Origin of the sequence: Pseudomonas weihenstephanensis, from assembly GCF_016812185.1 — a bacterium.
Classification (GTDB): Bacteria; Pseudomonadota; Gammaproteobacteria; order Pseudomonadales; family Pseudomonadaceae; genus Aquipseudomonas; species Aquipseudomonas weihenstephanensis.
Map to the genome: position 1 here is coordinate 581,322 of NZ_JAAEBV010000003.1, position 20,930 is coordinate 602,251.

General features: G+C 55.3%; 26 protein-coding genes and 2 pseudogenes. 8 read left to right on the plus strand and 20 right to left on the minus strand.

The features are described from left to right. Window positions 1–7: 7 nt before the first annotated feature. Complete coding sequence (locus GYN01_RS13530) at window positions 8–235, plus strand: YheU family protein (RefSeq protein WP_048366148.1); 228 nt, start codon at window positions 8–10, stop codon at window positions 233–235. Here GYN01_RS13530 and csrA read toward each other — a convergent pair. Together csrA and GYN01_RS13540 are read right to left on the minus strand one after the other, a co-directional pair. Further along, a complete protein-coding gene (csrA, locus tag GYN01_RS13535) occupies window positions 232–435 on the minus strand; it encodes a carbon storage regulator CsrA (RefSeq protein WP_203307283.1) in 204 nt (67 codons plus the stop codon). The genes GYN01_RS13530 and csrA overlap by 4 nt on opposite strands. Before the next feature lie 173 nt (window positions 436–608). Beyond that, window positions 609–941 carry a YnfA family protein gene (locus tag GYN01_RS13540; protein ID WP_048366150.1) on the minus strand — a complete coding sequence of 111 codons (333 nt, stop codon included), beginning with the start codon at window positions 939–941 and terminating at the stop codon, window positions 609–611. A gap of 205 nt (window positions 942–1,146) precedes the next feature. On the opposite strand from GYN01_RS13540, the gene GYN01_RS13545 reads away from it, so the two are divergent. Next, a complete protein-coding gene (locus tag GYN01_RS13545) occupies window positions 1,147–1,299 on the plus strand; it encodes a DUF3309 family protein (protein WP_047294031.1) in 153 nt (50 codons plus the stop codon). A 70-nt stretch (window positions 1,300–1,369) separates the two neighbouring features. Here the strand turns inward: GYN01_RS13545 and GYN01_RS13550 are convergent, their stop codons facing one another. From GYN01_RS13550 to GYN01_RS13570, 5 genes are all read right to left on the minus strand, one after another. Beyond that, window positions 1,370–3,448: an LTA synthase family protein gene (locus tag GYN01_RS13550; RefSeq protein ID WP_048401599.1), complete on the minus strand. Its 2,079-nt coding sequence runs from the start codon at window positions 3,446–3,448 to the stop codon at window positions 1,370–1,372. Between the two features lie 328 nt (window positions 3,449–3,776). Beyond that, a complete protein-coding gene (gene speE, locus GYN01_RS13555; protein ID WP_048366152.1) occupies window positions 3,777–4,652 on the minus strand; it encodes a polyamine aminopropyltransferase in 876 nt (291 codons plus the stop codon). A 202-nt stretch (window positions 4,653–4,854) separates the two neighbouring features. Further along, window positions 4,855–5,046 carry a PLDc N-terminal domain-containing protein gene (locus tag GYN01_RS13560; RefSeq protein ID WP_048366153.1) on the minus strand — a complete coding sequence of 64 codons (192 nt, stop codon included), beginning with the start codon at window positions 5,044–5,046 and terminating at the stop codon, window positions 4,855–4,857. Between the two features lie 83 nt (window positions 5,047–5,129). After that, window positions 5,130–5,660, minus strand: coding sequence for a hypothetical protein (locus tag GYN01_RS13565; RefSeq protein WP_048401597.1), 531 nt, complete (start codon window positions 5,658–5,660; stop codon window positions 5,130–5,132). A gap of 70 nt (window positions 5,661–5,730) precedes the next feature. After that, window positions 5,731–6,264, minus strand: coding sequence for an ankyrin repeat domain-containing protein (locus GYN01_RS13570; protein ID WP_048401595.1), 534 nt, complete (start codon window positions 6,262–6,264; stop codon window positions 5,731–5,733). Window positions 6,265–6,589: 325 nt separating this feature from the next. Here GYN01_RS13570 and GYN01_RS13575 point away from each other — a divergent pair, with 325 nt between their 5' ends. Continuing rightward, entirely contained in the window at window positions 6,590–6,868 is a 279-nt protein-coding gene (locus GYN01_RS13575; protein ID WP_048366189.1) for a DUF3509 domain-containing protein, read from the plus strand. Between the two features lie 83 nt (window positions 6,869–6,951). On the opposite strand, the gene mtnC is transcribed toward GYN01_RS13575, so the two are convergent. From mtnC to aroC, 5 genes are all read right to left on the minus strand, one after another. Continuing rightward, window positions 6,952–7,635, minus strand: a complete 684-nt coding sequence (gene mtnC / locus GYN01_RS13580; RefSeq protein ID WP_048401594.1) for an acireductone synthase — start codon at window positions 7,633–7,635, stop codon at window positions 6,952–6,954. Window positions 7,636–7,644: 9 nt separating this feature from the next. Beyond that, window positions 7,645–8,190 carry a 1,2-dihydroxy-3-keto-5-methylthiopentene dioxygenase gene (locus GYN01_RS13585; protein ID WP_048366157.1) on the minus strand — a complete coding sequence of 182 codons (546 nt, stop codon included), beginning with the start codon at window positions 8,188–8,190 and terminating at the stop codon, window positions 7,645–7,647. Between the two features lie 90 nt (window positions 8,191–8,280). After that, window positions 8,281–8,901, minus strand: coding sequence for a methylthioribulose 1-phosphate dehydratase (locus GYN01_RS13590; protein ID WP_203307284.1), 621 nt, complete (start codon window positions 8,899–8,901; stop codon window positions 8,281–8,283). Next, on the minus strand, window positions 8,898–10,046 hold the full coding sequence (locus GYN01_RS13595) for an MFS transporter (RefSeq protein WP_338053163.1): 1,149 nt from the start codon (window positions 10,044–10,046) through the stop codon (window positions 8,898–8,900). The genes GYN01_RS13590 and GYN01_RS13595 overlap by 4 nt, the downstream gene beginning before the upstream one ends. 34 nt (window positions 10,047–10,080) lie before the next feature. Further along, window positions 10,081–11,172, minus strand: coding sequence for a chorismate synthase (gene aroC / locus GYN01_RS13600; RefSeq protein WP_048366160.1), 1,092 nt, complete (start codon window positions 11,170–11,172; stop codon window positions 10,081–10,083). Window positions 11,173–11,314: 142 nt separating this feature from the next. Between aroC and GYN01_RS13605 the strand changes: the two genes are divergently transcribed. Together GYN01_RS13605 and GYN01_RS13610 are read left to right on the plus strand one after the other, a co-directional pair. After that, on the plus strand, window positions 11,315–12,280 hold the full coding sequence (locus GYN01_RS13605) for an alpha/beta hydrolase (protein ID WP_203307286.1): 966 nt from the start codon (window positions 11,315–11,317) through the stop codon (window positions 12,278–12,280). A gap of 97 nt (window positions 12,281–12,377) precedes the next feature. After that, window positions 12,378–13,169: a hypothetical protein gene (locus tag GYN01_RS13610; RefSeq protein ID WP_203307287.1), complete on the plus strand. Its 792-nt coding sequence runs from the start codon at window positions 12,378–12,380 to the stop codon at window positions 13,167–13,169. Window positions 13,170–13,341: 172 nt separating this feature from the next. Here the strand turns inward: GYN01_RS13610 and prmB are convergent, their stop codons facing one another. Then, window positions 13,342–14,250 carry a 50S ribosomal protein L3 N(5)-glutamine methyltransferase gene (gene prmB, locus GYN01_RS13615; protein WP_048366163.1) on the minus strand — a complete coding sequence of 303 codons (909 nt, stop codon included), beginning with the start codon at window positions 14,248–14,250 and terminating at the stop codon, window positions 13,342–13,344. Between the two features lie 261 nt (window positions 14,251–14,511). Here prmB and GYN01_RS13620 point away from each other — a divergent pair, with 261 nt between their 5' ends. The 3 genes from GYN01_RS13620 (at window position 14,512) to GYN01_RS13630 (ending at window position 16,192) form a co-directional block, all read left to right on the plus strand. Beyond that, window positions 14,512–15,102 (plus strand): cysteine hydrolase family protein, encoded by a 591-nt coding sequence (locus GYN01_RS13620; RefSeq protein ID WP_048366164.1) that lies wholly within the window; start codon window positions 14,512–14,514, stop codon window positions 15,100–15,102. Between the two features lie 148 nt (window positions 15,103–15,250). Next, window positions 15,251–15,571 (plus strand): hypothetical protein, encoded by a 321-nt coding sequence (locus tag GYN01_RS13625; protein ID WP_203307288.1) that lies wholly within the window; start codon window positions 15,251–15,253, stop codon window positions 15,569–15,571. A gap of 63 nt (window positions 15,572–15,634) precedes the next feature. Next, on the plus strand, window positions 15,635–16,192 hold the full coding sequence (locus GYN01_RS13630; protein ID WP_048401587.1) for a Smr/MutS family protein: 558 nt from the start codon (window positions 15,635–15,637) through the stop codon (window positions 16,190–16,192). A gap of 22 nt (window positions 16,193–16,214) precedes the next feature. Here the strand turns inward: GYN01_RS13630 and GYN01_RS13635 are convergent, their stop codons facing one another. The 7 genes and pseudogenes from GYN01_RS13635 to GYN01_RS13665 form a co-directional block, all read right to left on the minus strand. Beyond that, complete coding sequence (locus tag GYN01_RS13635; RefSeq protein ID WP_203307289.1) at window positions 16,215–17,369, minus strand: lysozyme inhibitor LprI family protein; 1,155 nt, start codon at window positions 17,367–17,369, stop codon at window positions 16,215–16,217. Between the two features lie 258 nt (window positions 17,370–17,627). Further along, complete coding sequence (locus tag GYN01_RS13640) at window positions 17,628–18,056, minus strand: LexA family protein (protein ID WP_203307290.1); 429 nt, start codon at window positions 18,054–18,056, stop codon at window positions 17,628–17,630. A 100-nt stretch (window positions 18,057–18,156) separates the two neighbouring features. After that, window positions 18,157–18,399: a hypothetical protein gene (locus tag GYN01_RS13645; protein WP_048366167.1), complete on the minus strand. Its 243-nt coding sequence runs from the start codon at window positions 18,397–18,399 to the stop codon at window positions 18,157–18,159. A gap of 160 nt (window positions 18,400–18,559) precedes the next feature. Then, complete coding sequence (locus GYN01_RS22685; RefSeq protein WP_203307304.1) at window positions 18,560–18,895, minus strand: Imm53 family immunity protein; 336 nt, start codon at window positions 18,893–18,895, stop codon at window positions 18,560–18,562. A 105-nt stretch (window positions 18,896–19,000) separates the two neighbouring features. Beyond that, window positions 19,001–19,251, minus strand: a pseudogene (locus GYN01_RS13655) (RHS repeat-associated core domain-containing protein); the annotation flags it as partial. A 77-nt stretch (window positions 19,252–19,328) separates the two neighbouring features. Then, on the minus strand, window positions 19,329–19,793 hold the full coding sequence (locus GYN01_RS13660) for a hypothetical protein (RefSeq protein ID WP_203307291.1): 465 nt from the start codon (window positions 19,791–19,793) through the stop codon (window positions 19,329–19,331). A gap of 340 nt (window positions 19,794–20,133) precedes the next feature. After that, a pseudogene (locus GYN01_RS13665) lies at window positions 20,134–20,811 on the minus strand (RHS domain-containing protein); the annotation flags it as partial. Window positions 20,812–20,930 lie beyond the last annotated feature (119 nt).

Consider the following 20,930-nt stretch of genomic DNA (forward strand, 5'->3'; position numbering starts at 1 on the left):
ACCCTCCATGCTTATCCCTTACGAACAGCTTGAACCCGATACCCTGACCCGCCTTATCGAAGATTTTGTCAGTCGCGATGGCACCGATAATGGAGATGACACCCCCCAAGAGACACGCATTCTGCGAGTGCGCCAAGCACTGGGCAAAGGCCAGGCGGTGATTTTTTTTGATCTTGAAAGTCAGCAATGTCAATTGCTGCCCAAACATGCGGTGCCCAAAGATTACTTTGATTAACACTTGCCCAAAGGGCTGATCGGTAACCGCCCGCCTTGTTCTTTTCGGATGCGCTCATAAATTTCCGAACGATGAACACTGACTTCCTTGGGGGCCTCGATGCCCAGGCGTACATGGTTACCGTTAATCGCGATAATCCGCATAGTAATGTCTTGATTGATAGAAATGTATTCGCCGACGGTACGACTCAGAATCAGCATGGCTCTCATCCTGCAAGATAGGTGGCCACAAAGACTGCAACGCGCAATAACCTCCTTCAATCCCTACAATAAAAATCAGTAGCGACCTACTAATAAAGCGCCTAATTCCTACAGCAAAAAACATCCTTGCCTACGCATCGCAGCGATAAGTCACGTAACCCGACGAATTTAGCTCAAGAACTCGACACTCGCGGCCCCAACAAAATGATGGTCGCCCCTATCACGCACAATCCAACACCCACCCAATCCGAGGCCAAAGGCCTGACTCTTTCCACGGCCGCCAGCCAGGCAATGGATGTGACGATATAGATTCCGCCGTACGCGGCATACGCCCGTCCTGCATAAACAGCTTCCACTTTGGTCAAGAGCAGCGCGAACAGGGTGAGACTCAATACAGCCGGCACAATCCACCACGCACTCTTACCCTGCCTTAACCACATCCAAAACCCGTAACACCCGGCAATCTCAAACAGGGCAGCCAAAAAAAACCAGACGTAATTGAGCATGATTAATCTCTGAGCATGAGCAAACGCGCACCCTACCTGCGGCTCTACCGACGGGCAATACCTGAGCGCGGCAATCAACTTAAATAAGTTTGAATTAATCCCCAGTCGCAGCAGTCGGACTTTATAAGCACTGCCTGGCCTTGTTTCTCAAGCAGCGCCCTGCACCCCTTGCTTGTTGCTTGATCTCATTAATAAGGAATTCACCATGACCACCATCCTTCTCATCGTCCTGATCCTGCTGCTGGTCGGCGGGCTGCCTGTGTTTCCTCACTCTAAAAGCTGGGGTTACGGCCCCTCAGGGATTATTGGTGCCGTGCTGGTCGTACTCTTGATTCTCTTACTGCTTGGCAAGATCTAGCCCTGTTGAAAGCCGGCTCGACGCGCAATAAAAAAGAGGCCCTAGGGCCTCTTTTTTATTGCTTCATGACTTACTTCGGATCTGCAACACCCGCCGTGTTATCGAGCAAACTTTTGGTCGCGGTCTGCAAGAATGACTCAAGTTTTTGTTTGAGCTCGGCTTCATCTGGCGAACCGGTCACGACCTTGGCTTCAGGCGTGGCGCCCAATGTGTATTGCCACACTTTGGCCGGCATCTCCTTGGGTTGAACCAGCAAGTGATCGCCGCTAATGATGGCCACCGTCTGATCGCTACCCGACGGTTTGATCACACCACTGCCTTTATCGCCTTCAGGCAAGGTCAACAAGTCACGGCCCCAGCACTGTTGGCGGAACTCGCCACCCAGACGGCCCATGATGGTCGGCACGATGTCGACTTGAGTGCCCACGATGTCGCTGCGCGGACCAAATTTCTCCTGGATACCCGGACCAATCAACAGCAACGGCACGTTGAAGCGGCCCAGGTCCATCTCTGAAATCTGCTGTTCGTTACCGAAACCGTGGTCACCCACAACGACAAACAGGGTTTCCTTGAAATACGGCTCCTTGCGGGCCTTCTCAAAGAACTGACCCAATGCCCAGTCCGAGTAACGCATGGCGGTCAAATGTTCATTCAGCGAACCACGGTCCGTCACCGGCTCAACCGGCAACGGTGTCGGCAGCGCGTACGGCGTGTGGTTGGACAGCGTTTGCAGCAAGGCATAGAAAGGCTCTTTGCCTTCACGCTTTTTCAGTTCCTCAAGCCCGCGGTTAAACATGTCCTGATCGGACACGCCCCACGTAGGATCGGAGAACACCGGATCAACGAAATCGTTACGACCTACAAAGGTCGTCATACCCTGATTACTGAAGAAACCGGATTGGTTGTCCCACGCGAAATCACCGTTGTACACATACACGTCATCAAATTTGCGTGCGCTGAGCAACTCAGGCAAACCCGACAACTTGTGGCTGCCTTCCGGGGTCTGCATCAGGTATTCAAAGCCTGGCAAGTTCGGGAAGCACGCCATCGTGGCAAACATACCCTGATGGGTGTGGGTGCCATTGGAGAAGAAGCGATCGAACAACAGACCTTCTTTCGACAGTTGGTCGAAGTACGGGGTGATGTTGCCTGGACGGCCCAGCGCGCCAACCGAATGGCCAGCAAAACTTTCCATCAAGATGACCACAACGTTCTTGATCGGCAGCGTTTTTTCGGCCGGTGGCGTGGTGTCACGGCGTACAGGGGCGGTGTCCGGGTCGACCAGCTTGTCGTTATCGGTCAGCAACATTTCACGCACGGTGCTCACGGCAACCGGGTCTTCCAGGGTTGCTTTCCAGATATTGGTGCGCTCGTCAGAAAAGCGGCTTTTCGCAGCAGCGATCAACGAGAGCGAGCCATTGAGGCCCAACTGGTTAGCGAAGTTGGAATCAGTTGTGTACGCATCGCCCCAACGCAGCGGAGGACCTTGGCGCAGAGTGCCGCGAGCCGCCACCACACACACCAACAGCACCACGACGAAGACAGCAATGCGCGCATACCAAGGGGCCGCAGCGCGAATAGCGCCCGTACCCGCGGCCGGCAGTTGCGGACGTGTGACACGATCCGCAGCACGAAAGGCCAAATACAACACCACGGTGCCCACCGCCCACGCCAACAAGTAGCGCACCACAGGGAAGCCATACCAGAGCATGCTCATGACCGTTTTAGGGTCTTCTTTCACATACTGGAACACCAGACCGTTCAACCGTTGATGAAACTCACGGTAGAAGTCCATCTCCATCAGGCCCAAAAACAGTGCCAGGCTAGAGGCCGCGATCAACCAGAAGCGCATCACACCACGCTGGACCATCGCCTTGACGCTGAGCAAGGCCAGCAGCAGTGGAATGCTGAGATACACCACGATGCGCAGGTCAAAGCGCAGGCCGTTCGCGAACGCTTCCAAAAAAGTCGACGCCGGGGTGTCGAGGATCATTTCCCGGTTGTAAACCAGCAATGCAACCCGAAGCAGGGTAAACATCACCATCATGACCAACGCGCACAACAGCGTAAAAGCCAGATGCGATTTAACGGTTGGTTGCAACACACGCGTTCCAGCGTGCTGTTGTCTTAGGGCGTCCGGGTTTGCCATGTCGTTTTAGGACCCATTGGTTCAGTTGGTATGACGTGGATTGCGCATCGCCCCGCCTGGGCAACAACACCCTGAAGTACTGGCGTGGCGGGTCATGCACGGTGGGCAAATGTTGCACGATCATCGGTGGTTTTCCACTGATGGCGTGCTTTTATAACGTAGAACGCGACAGCCTCTGACTTGAAAGCCTCACCCCAGAGCCTTGTAGCCGTTATTGGTGCATAAAATGCGAGCGCGAATTCTCTTAAATGGAACGTGAAAATTTCGTTCAAAGCATAACTTGAAACAAAAGAAAGGGCCTTTCGGCCCTTTCCTATATCAGACGGTTTTAATCGTTGCTGGGCTTGTTCACGGCCTGCAACACGTATTGTGGCAACGCGAAAGCACCGAGATGGATTTCAGGGTTGTAGTAGCGCGTCACAATACCGCTACCTGCAAACCGCTGACGCAGGGTATCCAGTGACACCTTACGGTAATCGTTGTTGGTCGAGCCCCAAGCAAACGTCATCGCTCCGCCAATGTAAGTCGGCACGGCCGCCTGATAGAAATGCCAGTCTGCAAACAGGCTGCGCAGGCGACCCGCCGTGGTTTTGACTTCACCCAACTGCATGAACGGCGTGCCATTTTGCGTGACCAGAACCCCGCCTTCATTCAGGCACCGATGGCAGGCCTCATAGAAGTTTTCCGAGAACAACACTTCACCCGGACCAATCGGGTCGGTGGAGTCGGAAATAATCACATCAAACTTTTCGTCGGTGGTGGCTACAAAACGCATGCCATCGTCAATTACCAGGTTCAGGCGTGGATCGTCATAGGCGCCTTTGGAATGGTTGGGCAAAAACTGCTTGCACATGTCCACCACGGTGCCATCGATCTCGACCATGGTGATGTGCTCAATACCCCGGTGCTTGGTCACTTCGCGCAACATGCCGCCATCGCCGCCGCCAATGATCAGCACACGTTTGACCGTGCCGTGGGCCAGGATCGGCACATGGGTGAGCATTTCGTGGTAGATGAATTCATCGGCTTCGGTGGTCTGAATAACGCCATCGAGCGCCATGACGCGGCCCATCACCGGATTTTCGAAAATCACCAGGTGCTGGTGATCGGTGCGCACTTCGTGCAGCAGCTTGTCCATGCGAAAGCGCTGGCCATAGCCTTCATACAACGTTTCTAGATAGTCGGTTTTAAGCGCTTCGGTCATGGGAAGTCCCCTTGAATGCTGGTGGCAACGGACGGTCACCCGCCCATGATCGACAGTTGAACGGTGTGCCGCGACGGCACACACGTTCAATTGCCCAAGAAAGGCGCGCATTCTACGTCGAGGAACATGACAGGTCGAACCTTGACGCTGACAAACTCAATGAGCTGCCACGCTAGCAGGTGGCAGCCCACAGGCAAACGGGTCAGATTCTGACATTGCCCCTTGGCCCCGCGATGGCCCAGATCACCAGGCCCAACACCGGCAGGAAGATGATGAGCAGTACCCAAAGGATTTTCATCCCGGTTTCGGCACCGCTTTTCAGCACGTTGATGATGGCCCAGATATCCAGAGCCAGAATGATCAGGCCAATCAGGCCGTTAAACGTGGAACCCATGATGACACTCCTGAGTGAAGGGCTTGTTCACTTAGGATAGTCAGCCGTGGCCAGGGTTCCGTTATTTATTACAGGCCAATACTTCAGACGTGGACAGCCACTTTCAAGGCTTCCAGTGATGGCTCGGCGTGAATACCGACTTCACCACACAGTTCAAGCACGCGGGGTACGTCATTGCCATACACCAGCACCACCTGAATCTCGTCGTCCAGCGGCTGGCTGAGGTTCATCAGCACATAACCGTCATTGTCCTTGTTCATGCTGCCCATCTGGATTTGAATCCGGTTCAGGGCTGTCAGGGCTTCAGTTTTGGCCAATTGCTTGGGTTTGATGTTGAAAGCAACACCCGGACCAAACGAGGCGACAATCTGCTCAAACAGATCCATGTACGTGTCGGCCTGAAACAAAACCGTTTCAGGCAGGCTGCCGATCACGACCCATTCACCCAACGAAATCGGGAACGTGTCGTCGTAGTTAATATCTGGATTGGCCGCAAGAAACGCGTCTGGATCAGCGTAAGCCTGGGCTGCCTCGTCCGCGATTTTAGTGATGTCGTTTTCGTCCATGCACCCAGAGCTGATTTTGCTGATGAGTTCTACGAGAGCGGTTTTCATGGGCGAGGCCTGTCACAGGTAAATTTGAGGGCGCGCAGGATATATCAAATGCGCCCCTCAAGGCAGGCTATCAGCCCAACAGCTTCTCAAGTTGGGCTACTGTGTCGGTTGCGCCCATCGTTTTGGCGGCGTCCAGCGCAGTGATGCCATTGGCATCTTTGGCTTTGGGGTCTGCGCCTTTGCTGATCAGGTAATCAATGATCTCGGTGCGGTTAAACATGGCGGCCATCATCAACGCGGTGCGGCCATCGAACGATGCGCCTTCCACTTGCGCGCCGCCTTCAATGAGTGCTTTGACCACCGCCAGGTCACCTTTGAACGCAGCGCCAGCAATCGGACTTTGGCCGTTGTCGTTGCGCACCTCGGGATCAGCTTTGTGTTCAAACAAGACTTTCACCGCATCCACATGCCCGTGGTAGCTGGCCAGCATCAACAGCGTGTCGCCCTTGTGATTGCGCAAGTTCGCCGGCAGACCTTTGCTCAGCAAGGCGGCGAGCATCGCCGCATCGCCTTCGCGAGCCTTATTGAAAACCTGCTCGGCAAATTCAGCCGCTTCTTCCGGGGTCATCTGCCGGGGTGAGTCTGCGGGCTTGGTGTCGGACATTTGAGGCTCCAGGTGCGCTACAAAAAGAACGTAGTTTCCTGAGACCGGCAGGGCGTGTCATCCCTTTTTTATTGAAGATGGCCATAGCCGTCATTTATCAAGCCACTGGCGCGGCTTAGCGCAGCCTTAGCCCGCAAACCAGGCCCCGACGAATGGGCAAAATGCAGGATGCACGATGGCCTTTCATGCAGAATGCACGATGACTAACATTTTAAAAAATCATAACTTGTTGTTTTATAAGGTATTTTTAAAAAAACAATAGTGGCACAATCACTGCAATACCTACTCCATGCAAGCCCTTCATGAGCTAATGGAGCTGAAAGACATGAGCCTGATTCAAGAAAAATTCGCATCCCTGTTCTCAAACCACACCGTCACCACCCAAGCCCGCCCGGATGGCGGTGTGTTGCTGACGTTGTGCGACAGTGATGGCAAACAGACCCAGCGCTCTATTTCTTATGCGCAACTGCACACCGCGGAACAACTGACTTGGGTTATCAGTGCGATTCGCCGTGACCTGGCAGGCCAAGCCAGCGAACTGCCTACCATTTCGTTGCTGCAAAGCCAGAACCGCTTTGCCCTGCCGACCTATCACAACGCCTGATCGCGCCAGATACGACAGACAGCAAAAAGCCAGCAACCGCGATAGCGCGTTTGCTGGCTTTTTAACGCCTGGCTTACCGATGCTCAGGGATGCATCAAATCAATCTCGGCAAAACTTCTGACCGTGGTGTGGCCTTCGAGCTTTCCGCCTTCGCGAGCCAGCCCGCAGGTCAGCATGCCCGCTTCCTGCGCAGCATCCAGCTCTTGGACAATGTCGGAGAGAAACAGAATTTTGCCCGCCGGACAGCCAATCGCTTCCGTGATATGCCGATACGATTGCGCGTCACGCTTGGGGCCTGACGTGGTGTCGAAATACCCGCTGAACAAAGGCGTCAAATCACCCGCCTCGGAACAACCGAAAATCAACTGCTGCGCCTGAATCGAACCTGACGAATACACATACAACTCATACCCCTGCTGGTGCCAGGCTTTAAGTGCTTGCACCGCATCAGGGTACACATGGCCTTTAAGTTCGCCCGTTTCATAACCTTGCTGCCAAATCATGCCTTGCAACGCCTTGAGTGGCGTGGCTTTGCGATCCTCGGCAATCCACTGCTGCAAAATCTCGATCACCCGCTCTACATCGGCTTCTGGCTCCCCGCTGTCCAGGCGTACCGCACCCAATTGCATGGCCACGTCCGGGTCTTCGGCATGCGCACGCACGAATTCGGGAAGGTGTTTGCCCGCATAAGGGAACAACACATCGAATACGAAGCTGACCGCGCTGGTCGTGCCTTCGATATCGGTCAGGATGGCTTTGATCGGCATGTGAAATCCTTAGTCTTCGAGGCGCGGGAAGCGGTTGGCGATGTCCTCACCAGTAAAGTTTGCTACCCAGCCGTCAGGGTTATTGAACAGGCGAATCGCGATGAAATGCGGGTGCTCGCCCATGTCAAACCAATGCGGTGTGCCTGCGGGCACTGAGATCAAGTCGTTCTTTTCACACAACACCGCATACACATAGTCATCAATGTGCAACGTAAACAGACCACGTCCTGCAACAAAAAATCGTACCTCGTCTTCAGCATGGCGGTGTTCGTCAAGAAACTTGGCACGCAACTCGGCTTTTTGCGGATGATCACTGTTAAGGCTGATGACATCGACAGTGACGTAGCCACGCTCCGTCATCAATTGATCAATCTGCTGACGATACGCACTGATCACTTCGTCCTGAGCGGCGCCAGGCTGAATCGGTGTGGCCGCTTGCCAGCGATCAAAGCGCACGCCCTGCTCGCCCAGCGTCGCAGCGATGTCATCAAAATGGGTCAGCACTTTATTGGGTAATTCGGGGCTTGAAACGTGATAAACGGACAGGCTGCTCATGGGGCGTAATTCCTCGGCTTGGGCACGCTTGCGGCTTTTACAGGCCGTTGCGGCATACCCCTCAATCAGGTGGGTGTGTGCTCGTCGACGTCAACGGTTAAGCACGGCGCGGGTCTTTAGCTCACATTCAAACAAGAACTCGAACGCTTCGATCTGGCGCAAGGCATCGCTCATGCGCGCGCCCCAGGTGTACAGGCCATGCCCGCGAATCAGATAACCGACACAGTCTGGATGCGCTTCCAGCCACGGCTGCACCTTGGCGGCCAGGCGCGCAATGTCTTGATCGTTATCGAAAATGGGCACCAGCACCTTCGACTCGTGGGTCGACACGCCGCTGAACGCCTTCTGCAATTCGTAGTCCTCAAACTCGATACGGTCACCCGCCGTAATACGCGACAGTACCGTCGCGTTCACTGAATGGGTGTGTAACACCGCACCGATCTGCGGGTTCCAACTGTAAAGCTGGGTGTGCAGCAGGGTTTCAGCGGAGGGTTTTTTGCCCGGCTCAAGACTGTTACCGGCCAAATCTGTGGCCAATACATCCTCCAGGCCCAACTGGCCTTTGTGTTTACCCGACACGGTCAGCAGCGCTTCGCTGGCCGAGAGCCGGGTTGAGTAATTGCTGCTGGTGGCCGGCGACCAGCCGCGGCCATACAAAAAGCGCCCGGCGTTTATGATTTCCTGGCTCAGGTGTTCACGGGTAAGGCTCATGGCCTGTCCTCTTGCAGTCGAGTGGCAATGATAACGGCTGCGGCCAGCGCTGCGACGCTCGCCATACTAAAGGTGATAGTGGGGCCCAACGTGTTCCAGCTGTAACCGGCATACAGCGCGCCCATTGCGCCACCGATACCGGCCAGGGTGGCATACAAGGCTTGCCCCTGACCTTGCTGGCCCGGCCCGAAACTGCGCTGCACAAAAGTCATGGCTGCGGCATGAAAACTGCCGAAGGTCGCGGCATGCATCAGCTGCGCCAACAACAATGCCCCGACGTTATCAGCAAACGAGCCGAGCAACAGCCAACGAGCGCTGGCCAACAAAAAGCTGACCATCAGAACGCGGCGCAGTGAAAAATGCAGCAAAATGCGGCGCATGCCCATGAACATCAGCACTTCAGCCAACACCCCCAGCGCCCACAGCAAACCGATGACACCGCGGCTGTAACCCAGCGATTCAAGGTGCAACGTCAAGAACGTGTAATACGGCCCGTGACTCATCTGCATCAGCGCGACACAGGCGTAAAACGCCAGCACCCCGGGGCTGCGTAATTGCGCCAGAAAGCCGCCCGCCAGTGGTTGGCGGCCCTCGGTTGAAGGTTGAGCATTGGGCACCCACAGGCTGCACAGCACAATCCCGGCCATCACCACGATCAGCGCGACCGGGTAGACATCAAGGCTCAACCACTCAAATACCCGACCTAAAATCACCACGGTCAGAATGAAACCCACAGACCCCCATAAGCGGATCTGACTGTAACGCTCAGGCTGCTGACGCAAATGAGCGAATGTGATGACTTCAAATTGCGGTAACACGGCATGCCAGAAAAACGCATGCAACGCCATGACCAGCGCCAGCCACGCGTAGCTCTTGCTGACAAAGATCAGCGCAAAACTGAACAACGTACAGAGCGCGCCCAGCCGCACGATCAGCAAGCGTTTACCGGTGTAATCGCCGAGCCAGCCCCACAGGTTGGGGGCCACGCAGCGCATCAACATGGGGATGGCCACCAGCTCGCCGATTCGCGCACTGGAGAAACCAAGATGGTGGAAGTACAGCGCCAGAAAAGGCGCTGTAGCACCCAGCAAGGCGAAGTAAAAAAGATAGAAGCCTGACAGTCGCCAGTAAGGCAGAGGCGCCACCGTCGTCAGACCGTGGCGCTCAACAGGCTTTGCATTACAGCTGACCCAGCACAGGCGTACTGACACGCACCTCGGCATTCTGACCGCGATGACGCAGCAAGTGATCCATCAGCACGATGGCCATCATCGCTTCGGCAATCGGCGTGGCACGAATGCCAACACAAGGGTCGTGACGACCTTTGGTGATGACATCAACCGGGTTGCCGTGCACATCAATCGAACGCCCCGGTGTGGTAATGCTCGACGTTGGCTTGAGGGCCAGGTGCGCAACGATGGGCTGACCCGAGGAAATACCGCCCAAAATGCCACCCGCGTTATTGCTCAGGAAACCTTCTGGCGTCATCTCGTCGCGATGTTCGGTGCCGCGCTGGGCGACGCTGGCAAAACCGGCGCCGATCTCAATGCCTTTCACCGCGTTGATGCTCATCAGTGCGTGCGCCAGCTCGGCATCCAGACGGTCGAAAATCGGCTCGCCCAGGCCCGGAATCACGCCTTCTGCCACCACGGTGATTTTGGCCCCGACCGAGTCCTGATCACGGCGCAATTGGTCCATGTAGGCTTCGAGTTCCGGCACTTTGTCAGGGTCAGGGCTGAAAAACGCATTGTGCTCAACCGAGTCCCAGGTTTTGAAAGGGATTTCAATCGGGCCCAACTGGCTCATGTAGCCACGAATCACAATGCCCTGCGTCGCCAGGTACTTTTTGGCGATAGCGCCGGCCGCCACGCGCATGGCGGTTTCGCGTGCCGAACTGCGACCGCCGCCACGGTAGTCGCGTTCGCCATATTTGTGGTGGTAGGTGTAGTCGGCATGCGCCGGACGAAACACGTCTTTGATGGCGGAGTAGTCCTTGGACTTCTGATCGGTGTTACGAATCAGCAGGCCAATGGCGCAACCGGTGGTTCGCCCCTCGAATACGCCAGAGAGGATTTCGACTTCGTCGGCTTCCTGGCGCTGCGTGGTGTGGCGGCTGGTGCCCGGTTTGCGGCGGTCCAGATCGAACTGCAAATCGTCAACAGACAGCTCAAGCCCGGGCGGGCAGCCATCAACAATGGCGACCAACGCCGGGCCATGGCTTTCGCCAGCGGTGGTGACAGTGAACAGCTTGCCGTAGGTATTGCCGGACATGCAGGGCGCTCCATGAAAAACAGCCGAAAGAACTCAGCCTGGATAACTAAGCGCGCCAGTATACGCAGGCTGTCCAAGTAGTTCATCCTCGAACCTTATTCATCCGGGTTTGTCCAACCGGCACTCAGTCAAAGATGGCGAAATGATGCTCAGGATTCTGCTCGTGGCAATAACCTTTTTCAGTGCCGTGGCCCACGCCGCGGCACCCAATGTGCTACTGCGCCCTATCGAACTGAACACCGCGAGTGGCACGCTGTATGGCTCACTGGTGTTACCCAAAAGCGACAAGCCCGTGCCGGTGGTGCTGATCATTGCAGGCTCCGGGCCTACGGATCGCGACGGCAATAACACGCAAGCCGGGCGCAACGACGGCTTGAAGAAACTGGCCTGGCGGCTCGCGCAAAGCAACATTGCCAGCGTGCGCTTCGACAAACGCGGTATCGCCCAAAGCCTGCCAGCGGCGCCGGACGAACGCACGCTTACACTCGACCAATACGTGACCGATGCCGTGGCCTGGGGCCAAAAGCTCAAGGCTGACCCACGTTTTGGCGATGTGTATGTGCTGGGGCACAGCGAAGGCGCGCTCATTGCCAGCCTGGCCGCACCGCGCATGGACGCATCCGGGGTTATTTCCATTGCCGGTACAGCGCGGCCCGTCGGCCAAGTACTGCGCGAACAATTGCAGCGTAACCATCTGCCCCCTTCCCTGCTGCAACGCAGTTTTGAACTGATCCACACATTGGAAGCCGCACGCACGGACGACAACGTGCCGCAAGCCCTGCAAGTGATCTTCAGGCCCAGCGTGCAGCCCTACCTGATCAGTCTGTTGCGCTACGACCCGGCCAAGGCCTTCGCTGCACTGACAATGCCCGCACTGATCATTCAGGGCACCCACGACATTCAGGTGGACGTCAACGATGCCCGCTCACTCAAAGCCGCCAAGCCTAATGCCGATTTGACCTTGATCGATGGCATGAACCATGTGATGCGCATCGTACCGATGGACATGAAGCGCCAAATCCAGTCTTACAACGACCCGAACCAGCGCTTATCCAGCGAACTGGGTGACGCCATTGTGCGTTTCATCATTAAAGTGAGCACACGCTGAGCCGTTAGCCCTCCAGTCCTGCGCATAACGGCCGATAAGGCTATGTCGGCAGCCTTTGTTTTGCCGACATACCGGGCTTGCACAGGATTCCGCCGTTATGAGCGACACCCCATCACATTCCGCCGAAGCTCAAGAGCCGGCGACCCCCGAAGCGCCGCCGCTGCCTTGGGCTGACGTGCAACCCGAGCATTTCAAAATGCTGCGGCTCGCGCCTTTGCAAACCGACCGCAACACCGGCGGTCGGCCGCTGCGTTTTGTGCAGTTCGGTTATGCCGAGCGCAACAACAAAGACCTCAGCCTGTTGCGCATGAACATCTTGTTGCCCGGTCAGCGGGTGCGCAAAGAGCAAAACCAGCTCGACATTTGGGTCGACCACGAAACCCGGCGCGTGAGTATCAGCCCTGAAAGCGGCTTGCAGGTGGAACCGTGGAATCGCGGCATCGGTCGCTTCCTGATGGCCCAGGCCATTTTATGGGCGCAGAAAAAATGGTCGACATACCGTGTCGACGGCATGGCACTGGCCAGCAAAGATGCCTTGAACGAAGACACCCGCCTGCGTCGCGACCATTTCTTGCGTATGCATGGCTTTGATGTGGTGTACGCCGACGGTCAGCATCTCAAAGCCAGCCTCGAAGACGTGCAAGTGGGTGAGCTGCTGAACAACTGGAACACCGAAAAAGTCCAGTTTGTGGAGATTCTTGAGGCCGCGCAAATGCTGCAACAGGCCGAACAGACCTTGCAGGAGCAGGAAGTCAAACTGCGCGAGAAAGAAGAAAAGGTCACTAAATACAAGCGCGAAGACACGGGGCTGCGTTTCACCATCACCTGCCTGGTGGCCTTTGCGGTGTTTCAGGCGGGGCTGCTGATCTGGATCGCCACACACCGGTAATGCCCACTGAAATTGCGCAGTCACGCGTAGTCGCTACTGGGTAGCACGAGGCTGCGAGCGGGCGTAAAGCCGTTCACGGCAGTGTGAAGACACACTGGGTGATTGCCTTTACGCCCGCTTTGCCGTCGATCGCAGCCTCGTGCCACTCGTCAACGGCTACATCGCCTTGCCCTTACACCCGTGACGCAAACAACGCTTGATGATTGCGGCACTGCTCAGCGGTGAGCATGAACACGCCATGACCGCCGCGCTCAAAATCTAGCCACGCAAAATCGACTTCCGGGTACAGCGCTTCCACATGCACCTGGCTGTTGCCCACTTCGACAATCAACAAGCCCTTCTCGGTCAAATGCTCACCCGCCTCGGCCAGCATGCGACGCACCAGATTCAGCCCATCATCGCCACAGGCCAGGCCCAGCTCTGGCTCGTGCTGATACTCAGCCGGCATGTCAGCAAAATCTTCGGCATCCACATACGGCGGATTGGACACGATCAAATCAAAACGCTGGCCCGGCAACCCGTCGAAACCGTCGCCCTGCACCGTGTACACACGCTCATCCACGCCATGACGCTCGATGTTTTGATTGGCCACCTCAAGCGCTTCGTACGACAGATCCGCCAGCACCACCTCAGCGTTCTGAAACTCATAGGCGCAGGCAATACCGATGCAACCCGAGCCGGTGCACAAGTCAAGAATGCGTGCAGGCTCAGCCGCCAACCAAGGTTCAAAGCGCTTTTCGATGAGTTCGCCAATGGGCGAGCGCGGGATCAGCACGCGCTCGTCAACGATGAACGACATGCCGCAGAACCACGCCTCACCCAGCAAATAGGCGGTTGGCACACGCTCTTCAATACGACGCTTGAGCAAATACTGAAGGTTTACCAGCTCATCATCTTCAAGACGGCAATCCAGATAGCTGTCAGCAATTTCCCACGGCAGGTTCAACGCGCCCAGCACCAATTGGCGGGCCTCGTCCCACGCATTGTCGGTGCCATGACCGAAGAACAGCTCTTCCCCATGAAAGTGGCTGACGGCCCAACGAATATGGTCGCGCAGAGTGCGCAGACGGGAAGTGATCAACGGTCTTACTCCTCAAAATCGACCGACGATTCTAACAGCCAAAACCCGACCCGGCCAAAGTTGTGCCCGGCGGTCACGCCAAACGCCTCCCTTCACACGCCAAACGGAGCAAAATCGTTCTGTTTTATACATTTTTGAACCGCCAATTCAATGCTTGACTTGGCTACAGCCCAACAACCACGGCGTTTACAAGAATGGGCATTCACATAAACGCCCGGCCAGTGGAGAATGTCGCAAAAGCCCCACTCAAAGGAGCCCCGAATGTCAGCTTTAAAAACGATGTTTCAACTGACTGGACGCGGTTATGCCGCAGCCACTCTGAGCAACGCCAGCCTGTTGATCATCGATGCGCAAAACGAGTACCTGAGCGGCCCTCTGGCCCTGTCGGGCATGGACGCCGCCACCGCCAACATCGCCCTTCTGCTTGAGGCCGCCCGCAAGGCCAACCGCCCAGTGGTGCACATCCGTCACCTGGGCACGGTGGGCGGCATGTTCGACCCCCAAGGCGAACGCGGCGAATTCATCAAGGGCCTCGAACCCCAAGGTGATGAGGTGATCATCGAAAAACGTATGCCTAACGCGTTTAACGATACAGGCCTGCAAAAAACCCTTGAGCGACTGGGCTCGCTCGACGTCATTGTGTGCGGTTTCATGAGCCACTCCAGCGTCAGCACCACAGTGCGTGCCGCCAAGGATTACGGGCTTCGCTGCACCCTGGTCGAGGACGCCTGCGCCACCCGCGACCTGCCTACCCGAGATGGCATCATCCCGGCTGCCGAGGTGCAACGCACCGAGATGGCCATCATGAATGACAACTTCGCAACCCTCGCGCTCACTCAAAACCTGATTTGATCTGACGCCCTGCTGATAGGCGGCGCCTGCTAACCGCCTATCTGTAATACCCATTTCCTACATATCAAACACCTATTTGCGACTCCACTCCGGAACAAGATGCGAGTCTTCCTGTCGAAGGCCCGATACTCTTTAAGGAAAGATCGGAATGAAGATCTCCGATGGTTTTGATGCGCGTCGGTTACGCCCCAAAGGCCCCAGCCATTGGCGCTCACGCTTTGTCTTGACGTTAGCGGCGCTGATCACGCTCTGTGGCTTGCTGATGGCACTGGCCGGTGTGGCGAGTGTGCTGGGCGGCCCTGCGGCCTTGAGTGAACTCAACGCCAACCCGGCCGGGGCTTCAGTGGTGCTGGGCATTGGCCTGCTAATCACTTGGCTGGGGATCTGGATGTGGCGCCGCCGTCGCCGTTACATGCGCCAGCCGCTGGGGCTGAACATGTCTGCACATTTAATGAAAAAGCACGATTAAGGCACATCCGCCGCACGCGGGTCGCCGACTTGGGTAAACTGGCGCCCCTTCGCGGAGGCTGACATGCAAGACGACGATTTTTCCCTGTTCAAAAACGAAATCCGCGGCGTGAAGCCGATCAAACATGATCGGGCTGATACCGGCAAACCCAAAGCTGACCGTGCACAACTGGCCAAACTGCGGCAAAACGCGATTGTGCGTAGCAATGAGACGATCATTGACGGCTTGTCAGACCAGTTTGTGATTGATGTGGGACCCGAAGATCAACTGAGCTGGTCGCGCGATGGCGTGCAAGAAAGCCAGATGCGCAAGCTCAAACTGGGGCAGATCAGCTTTGAAGGCAGCCTTGACCTGCACGGCATGACCGTCGAAAAGGCTCGCGAAACCTTGTGGGAGTTTTTGAGCGAAGCCACCCGGCTCGAAGTACGCTGCGTACGCGTGACCCACGGCAAGGCGGTGCGCCTGGATGGCAAACGGCCGATGATCAAAAGCCACGTCAACACCTGGCTGCGTCAGCACTCACAAGTACTGGGGTTCTGCTCATGCCAAGCCAAACACGGCGGCGCAGGCGCGGTGTACGTGATGCTCAAACGCACCATGATGGAGGGTCGCGACGAGTAAACGTCGCGACAAGGGCGTAGGCTCAGGCGCCCAACTCTTCTTTTCTCTTTTCAGACCAGGCGTGATCACACTCCGCACATTCATAGTCATAGCGATTGATCACAAAGGTCGTACTCATAAAGCGCGTATTGGTGCCGCGTGAATTTTTTTCGTGCACTTTGATACGTCCCTTGAAGCGATCCATCTCCTTGTGCCCCGTGCAGTCAAAATTCAGCGATTTGCACGATGGGCAACGATGACGGATGAAACGGTGCCATATAAAACCGCCCAAAATGGCCGCCAATAACAGCCCTATCCAAAGCAACCACTGCCCGCGGGCCTGACTTTCTTGACGAAGTTGCGTTTGCTGGCGCTGCTCTTGTAAAGCGACGGCCTGCGCCTGCTCGCGCGCAAGCGTGGCTTGCTGCTCGGCCTGGGCTTGCAGTTGCTGAGCCTGGCGCCTGGCGCGTTGCTCGCCATTGGCCTGTGCAATCCAGTATTTGAAGCGCGGGATGCCGTCAATGACCTTTTGCATGGCCTCAGTGCGCAAACGGTAGGTCGAGTCCTGAGTGGGATCATTTTGCAAATTACGCTGCGCGTACCAGTTACGCGCTTCTTGCAGTTCGGCCATTTTTTGCTGCTCAAGCCGATACTTCAAATACTCAAAGTCGGCGTCATCCCACTGCAACACCGGCTTGCCAAACAGCTTGGCCTGAGGATCACTCCAGGCTGACTCGCTCAATAGCCCCTGCACGTTATAAAAATACTTGGGATCAAACAGAATCGGGATCGGGTTATCGGCCGCCATCGCTGGAGCTGTCGGCGCAATGACCGGGGCCGCGACGGGAGCGGCAACTGGAGCGGCCGCAGGCACGCTTGAACTCACCCCGTTCAAAGCATCCAGTTGTTGCTGATAGGCTGCGGTCAAACACACAACGTTTGCCGAACACTGTTCACGCGGGCCTCTGAGCCACGCCAGTTGCCGACTCCTGACCTGAGGGTCCTGCGCAAGCGCCTGGCGATAAGTGCGCGACAACTGCTCATCCAGTGCCGACAACGTCGGATTGCCACAAATGGCATATTCGACCTGGGTGCTGGCCTTGGTGCAATCAAAACTGGCGGCGTTGCTGTGCGCCATGCCCACGCTGAAAATCAGCCCCGTCAACATCAGTGACGACCTGTGCAGTAATGCGTCCATGTCAGCAGTGCATCCTTAATCAAAAATTGGACTTGCCCGATTTGGCATCATTTAGCCATCAGGCGGGCATGCTATCGATTTTGCAGTGGGCAAACCAGATGCTCCGTTGCGAATACGCACTGCGCGTACACCCATCGCTCGACCTACGCGACTATGTGCGCCAAATGAAGTGCACCCCAAGTACCTGATCACCCTTCTCGGCACACACTTGCCGATGGGCGCCACCCAGGTACAGTCCACTCGATAACGGGATTGACCTTAGTGAGCATGGCTGCGCACGGTATAGGTGATTACGCCCCATATCGACAGATCATCCCCTTCCATTACTTGAAGATCCGGGTAACGGGGGTTCTCAGACTGGAGAATGACGCTCTTTCCCCGGATGCACAGACGCTTGCAGATGGGATCATTATTGAGCAAGGCCACCACGACTTGACCGTTGAGAGGTTCAACACCACGGTCAACCACTGCCAAATCGCCGGGATAGATGCCTGCACCTTGCATGCTGTCGCCATCGATCGTGACCAGGTATACCTGCGGCGCGCGAATATTCAGCAACTGATCCATGGAGATCTCCTTCTCAATATGGTCCGCTGCCGGAGAGGGAAAACCAGCCGGAACCTTAAACGTGCAAAGCGGCAGGCGAATGCCACCTTCAGAGATTGGACCCAGGGATGTGAAGCTCATGACGCGCGCCTTTAGCTAGCTGTATGTATATACAGCTGACTGTGTAGGACGATGCCGGTCAATTTGTACGTAGGATATTTCGACAGATGGATCGCGCCCGCTATAGCTTAGGCACGCGGTTGACCGCTTCAGCTAAAGCCAGCAACACGTCTGAAACGTGGTTTACAGCCTGGTCCAATTCGTCGAAGGCCTGGTGAATGGTTTGATGCTCATCCACCGTCTGCCCTCCCCTCAAAGAATGACGCCCCAGACTTTCGTCCTGCTCCAGCACCTGAATGCTCTCGCGCAGTTGTTCGACCTGCCGGGCAATGACTGCAAAGTGATCCTGCTTGGAACTTCCCATGATGTGGCCACCTCACAATAAACAGTACTGTTTAGAGACTACGCTCTGGCCAGGCGTTCCATTGGCTGAGGGTCAACACCATGTGCGGACGATTCGTTCAATATCAGGGCATTGCCGGTTATTTGGAAGTACTGGGTTCAGACAGTCCAATCCTGAACGGTTACGATAACCAGCCTATTGCACGCCACAACGTTGCCCCCGGGACCCGGGTAAATATCCTCCATGGGGATAACCAAGGTTTGCGGATAGACGCCGTCCACTGGGGCAGGAATTCCACATCACTCGCGGCAATCCTAATCCAATCAGACTCATCTCGCTCCACGCTAACCAAACCTGAACGTTTCAAAGAGGCCCCTGTTATTTTCACTTTCCATCCTGGGTTATCAATATTTACAACTTCAATACCAAATGAATGCTCCCAAATGCCATTGCATTGAACCTCATACCAGCCTTGTAAAAGCTCAACAAAATTTATATATCCCTGTATTGACTGAATTTACTGAATTGAAAATATTATAGATTTTTGATTAGAAAGCTCGCGTGCCATTTCAGTTTCATTTTTTGGCCCTTGCAATTTATTATCAGTGCAGCGTGGTAAACACTTAGCAAGCCCCAGCGGATCAACCCACCCCGTGGGACTAGGCCATACGCATACAGATTCAACCCACCCGCATAGCTGATCGGGTCTTTACTGATAAACCGCCCAACCCGGGGATCATAGTACCGATAGCGGTTGTAGTGCAGCCCTGTTTCGTGATCGTGGTACTGGCCCTGGAAGCGGATCGGTTTTTTCAGGCCTTCACGCTGCGCCCATTCTGAGCACTGTTCTTTTATTTCACCCCAGGCTTTATAAGTTTCAACTTGCCATCCTGCTTTCTAGATAATGGCATAGTCCGTGCGAGTCTGTATTTCACCGGCCCTGATGGCTGTCACTCTCTTGCAGCCTCCCGCCCCCCTTTATTTGCAGTTATGCGCTCTCTTAGACAAGATATGTTGTTATTTATTGTGTCTCGATACTGCAAAGGATCTAGCTTCTCAATAAATAGACTGCTCCCCCATGGTCTTATTGCAATGTGGTGCTCGCCTAACAGTTTGAAAAAGGCGGCTTTATCGCCATCGAAAGATTCAATACCAAGAGGAAGGCAGCAGTTGCGAATGTCATGTTTTATTACGAGGTCCAATCTATCGTTAATTTCTTCAGCAAAGCACTCTTCGGCACAGACATTATCAAGGCGCGCTTCTAAGTCCTCAAGTGAGAGCAGAAGGTTTTTTGCAAGAACTATTTGTTCATAATCGCCAACATTCACAGACTGAAAAACAAATCTGCACTGTGAGAACAAGTAGTCGCCGACAGTTGAGAGATTAAGCCCAACTTCAATGATGGGATATTTCATTTCTTATACCTCCCACACAAGCAATCCTTTTTCATTGATACGAACCTTTTATCGACTTCAGGAGGTACTGGGATACCACGGTTCTGCGATGTGTCGCCATTCCAATGAACGTTTCCGTCATTACTGTTCCCAAAACGGTGAGTAACTCCATTTTCATCCATCGCATACCAGTGCTTACCTTCAGCGTCCGGGATTGCTTTTTTGTACAGCGACTCTGCATCTTTAGGAAGAACTGATGTTTTGACCCTCCACCTCTAAAGTTACCCGAAGACGGATCATGATGCCCTGGGTTTTCATATTTAGGTTTAGGACCGTGATATCTTCCCTTTTTAGGAATGGTTGATAGCCCCAGCGGATCAACCCACCCAACCGGATTAGGCGCATACGCATAAAGATTCAACCCACCCGCATAACTGATCGGGTTGGTCAGCCCCTCACGCTGCGCCCATTCCGAACACTGTTCTTTTATTTCACCCCAGGCTTTGTACTGCGCACTCCAGGCGATTTGGCCGTTGGGGTCGGTCAGTTCTTGCGGCGTGCCCAAGTGGTCGCACTGGTACCAGGCCAACACGTCTATCGGCAGCGCTTGGGGCGTGTGCGTCCACAGCGGATCTTGATCTATATCGTAGGCGGCTTCGTAGTTCGGCTGCGCCAACAGGCGGATCGGTTGATGCCGCATGGCCTGCGCCACGGGCACGAAGGTGCCGGGTTCGTAGACGTAGTGGACTGTTTTACCCGCCGTGCCATCGGCCTGGGCCGGGCTGCTTTCCCAGGCCAAGGTGTCGCCGTCCCAACCGAACAGGGTAAAGCCGCAACCCAGTTCGCGTTGTTTACGCGCCCGTTCGTTTTGGTTCCAGTGCGAGCCGGCTTCCGGGCGATGTGTGTGGTGGGCATTGGAGTATTTATGGATGCGCCGCCCCAGCGGGTCGTAGGCGTAGTCGACGCTGAGTGTGCTGTCTTCAAAGCGCACCAGACGGTCGAACAAGTCCCAGCGCATTTGGCTTTGTTGGCCGTTGTGCTAACAAATATCAATCCATACCGGCTCAGTTTTTAAAGAACGGTGTAGCGGTTCAACGGTTGACTGCACCTTTAGGGCCACTGGCTATTAGCGCCGCGCCACAAGCCGTCTTCATTCCG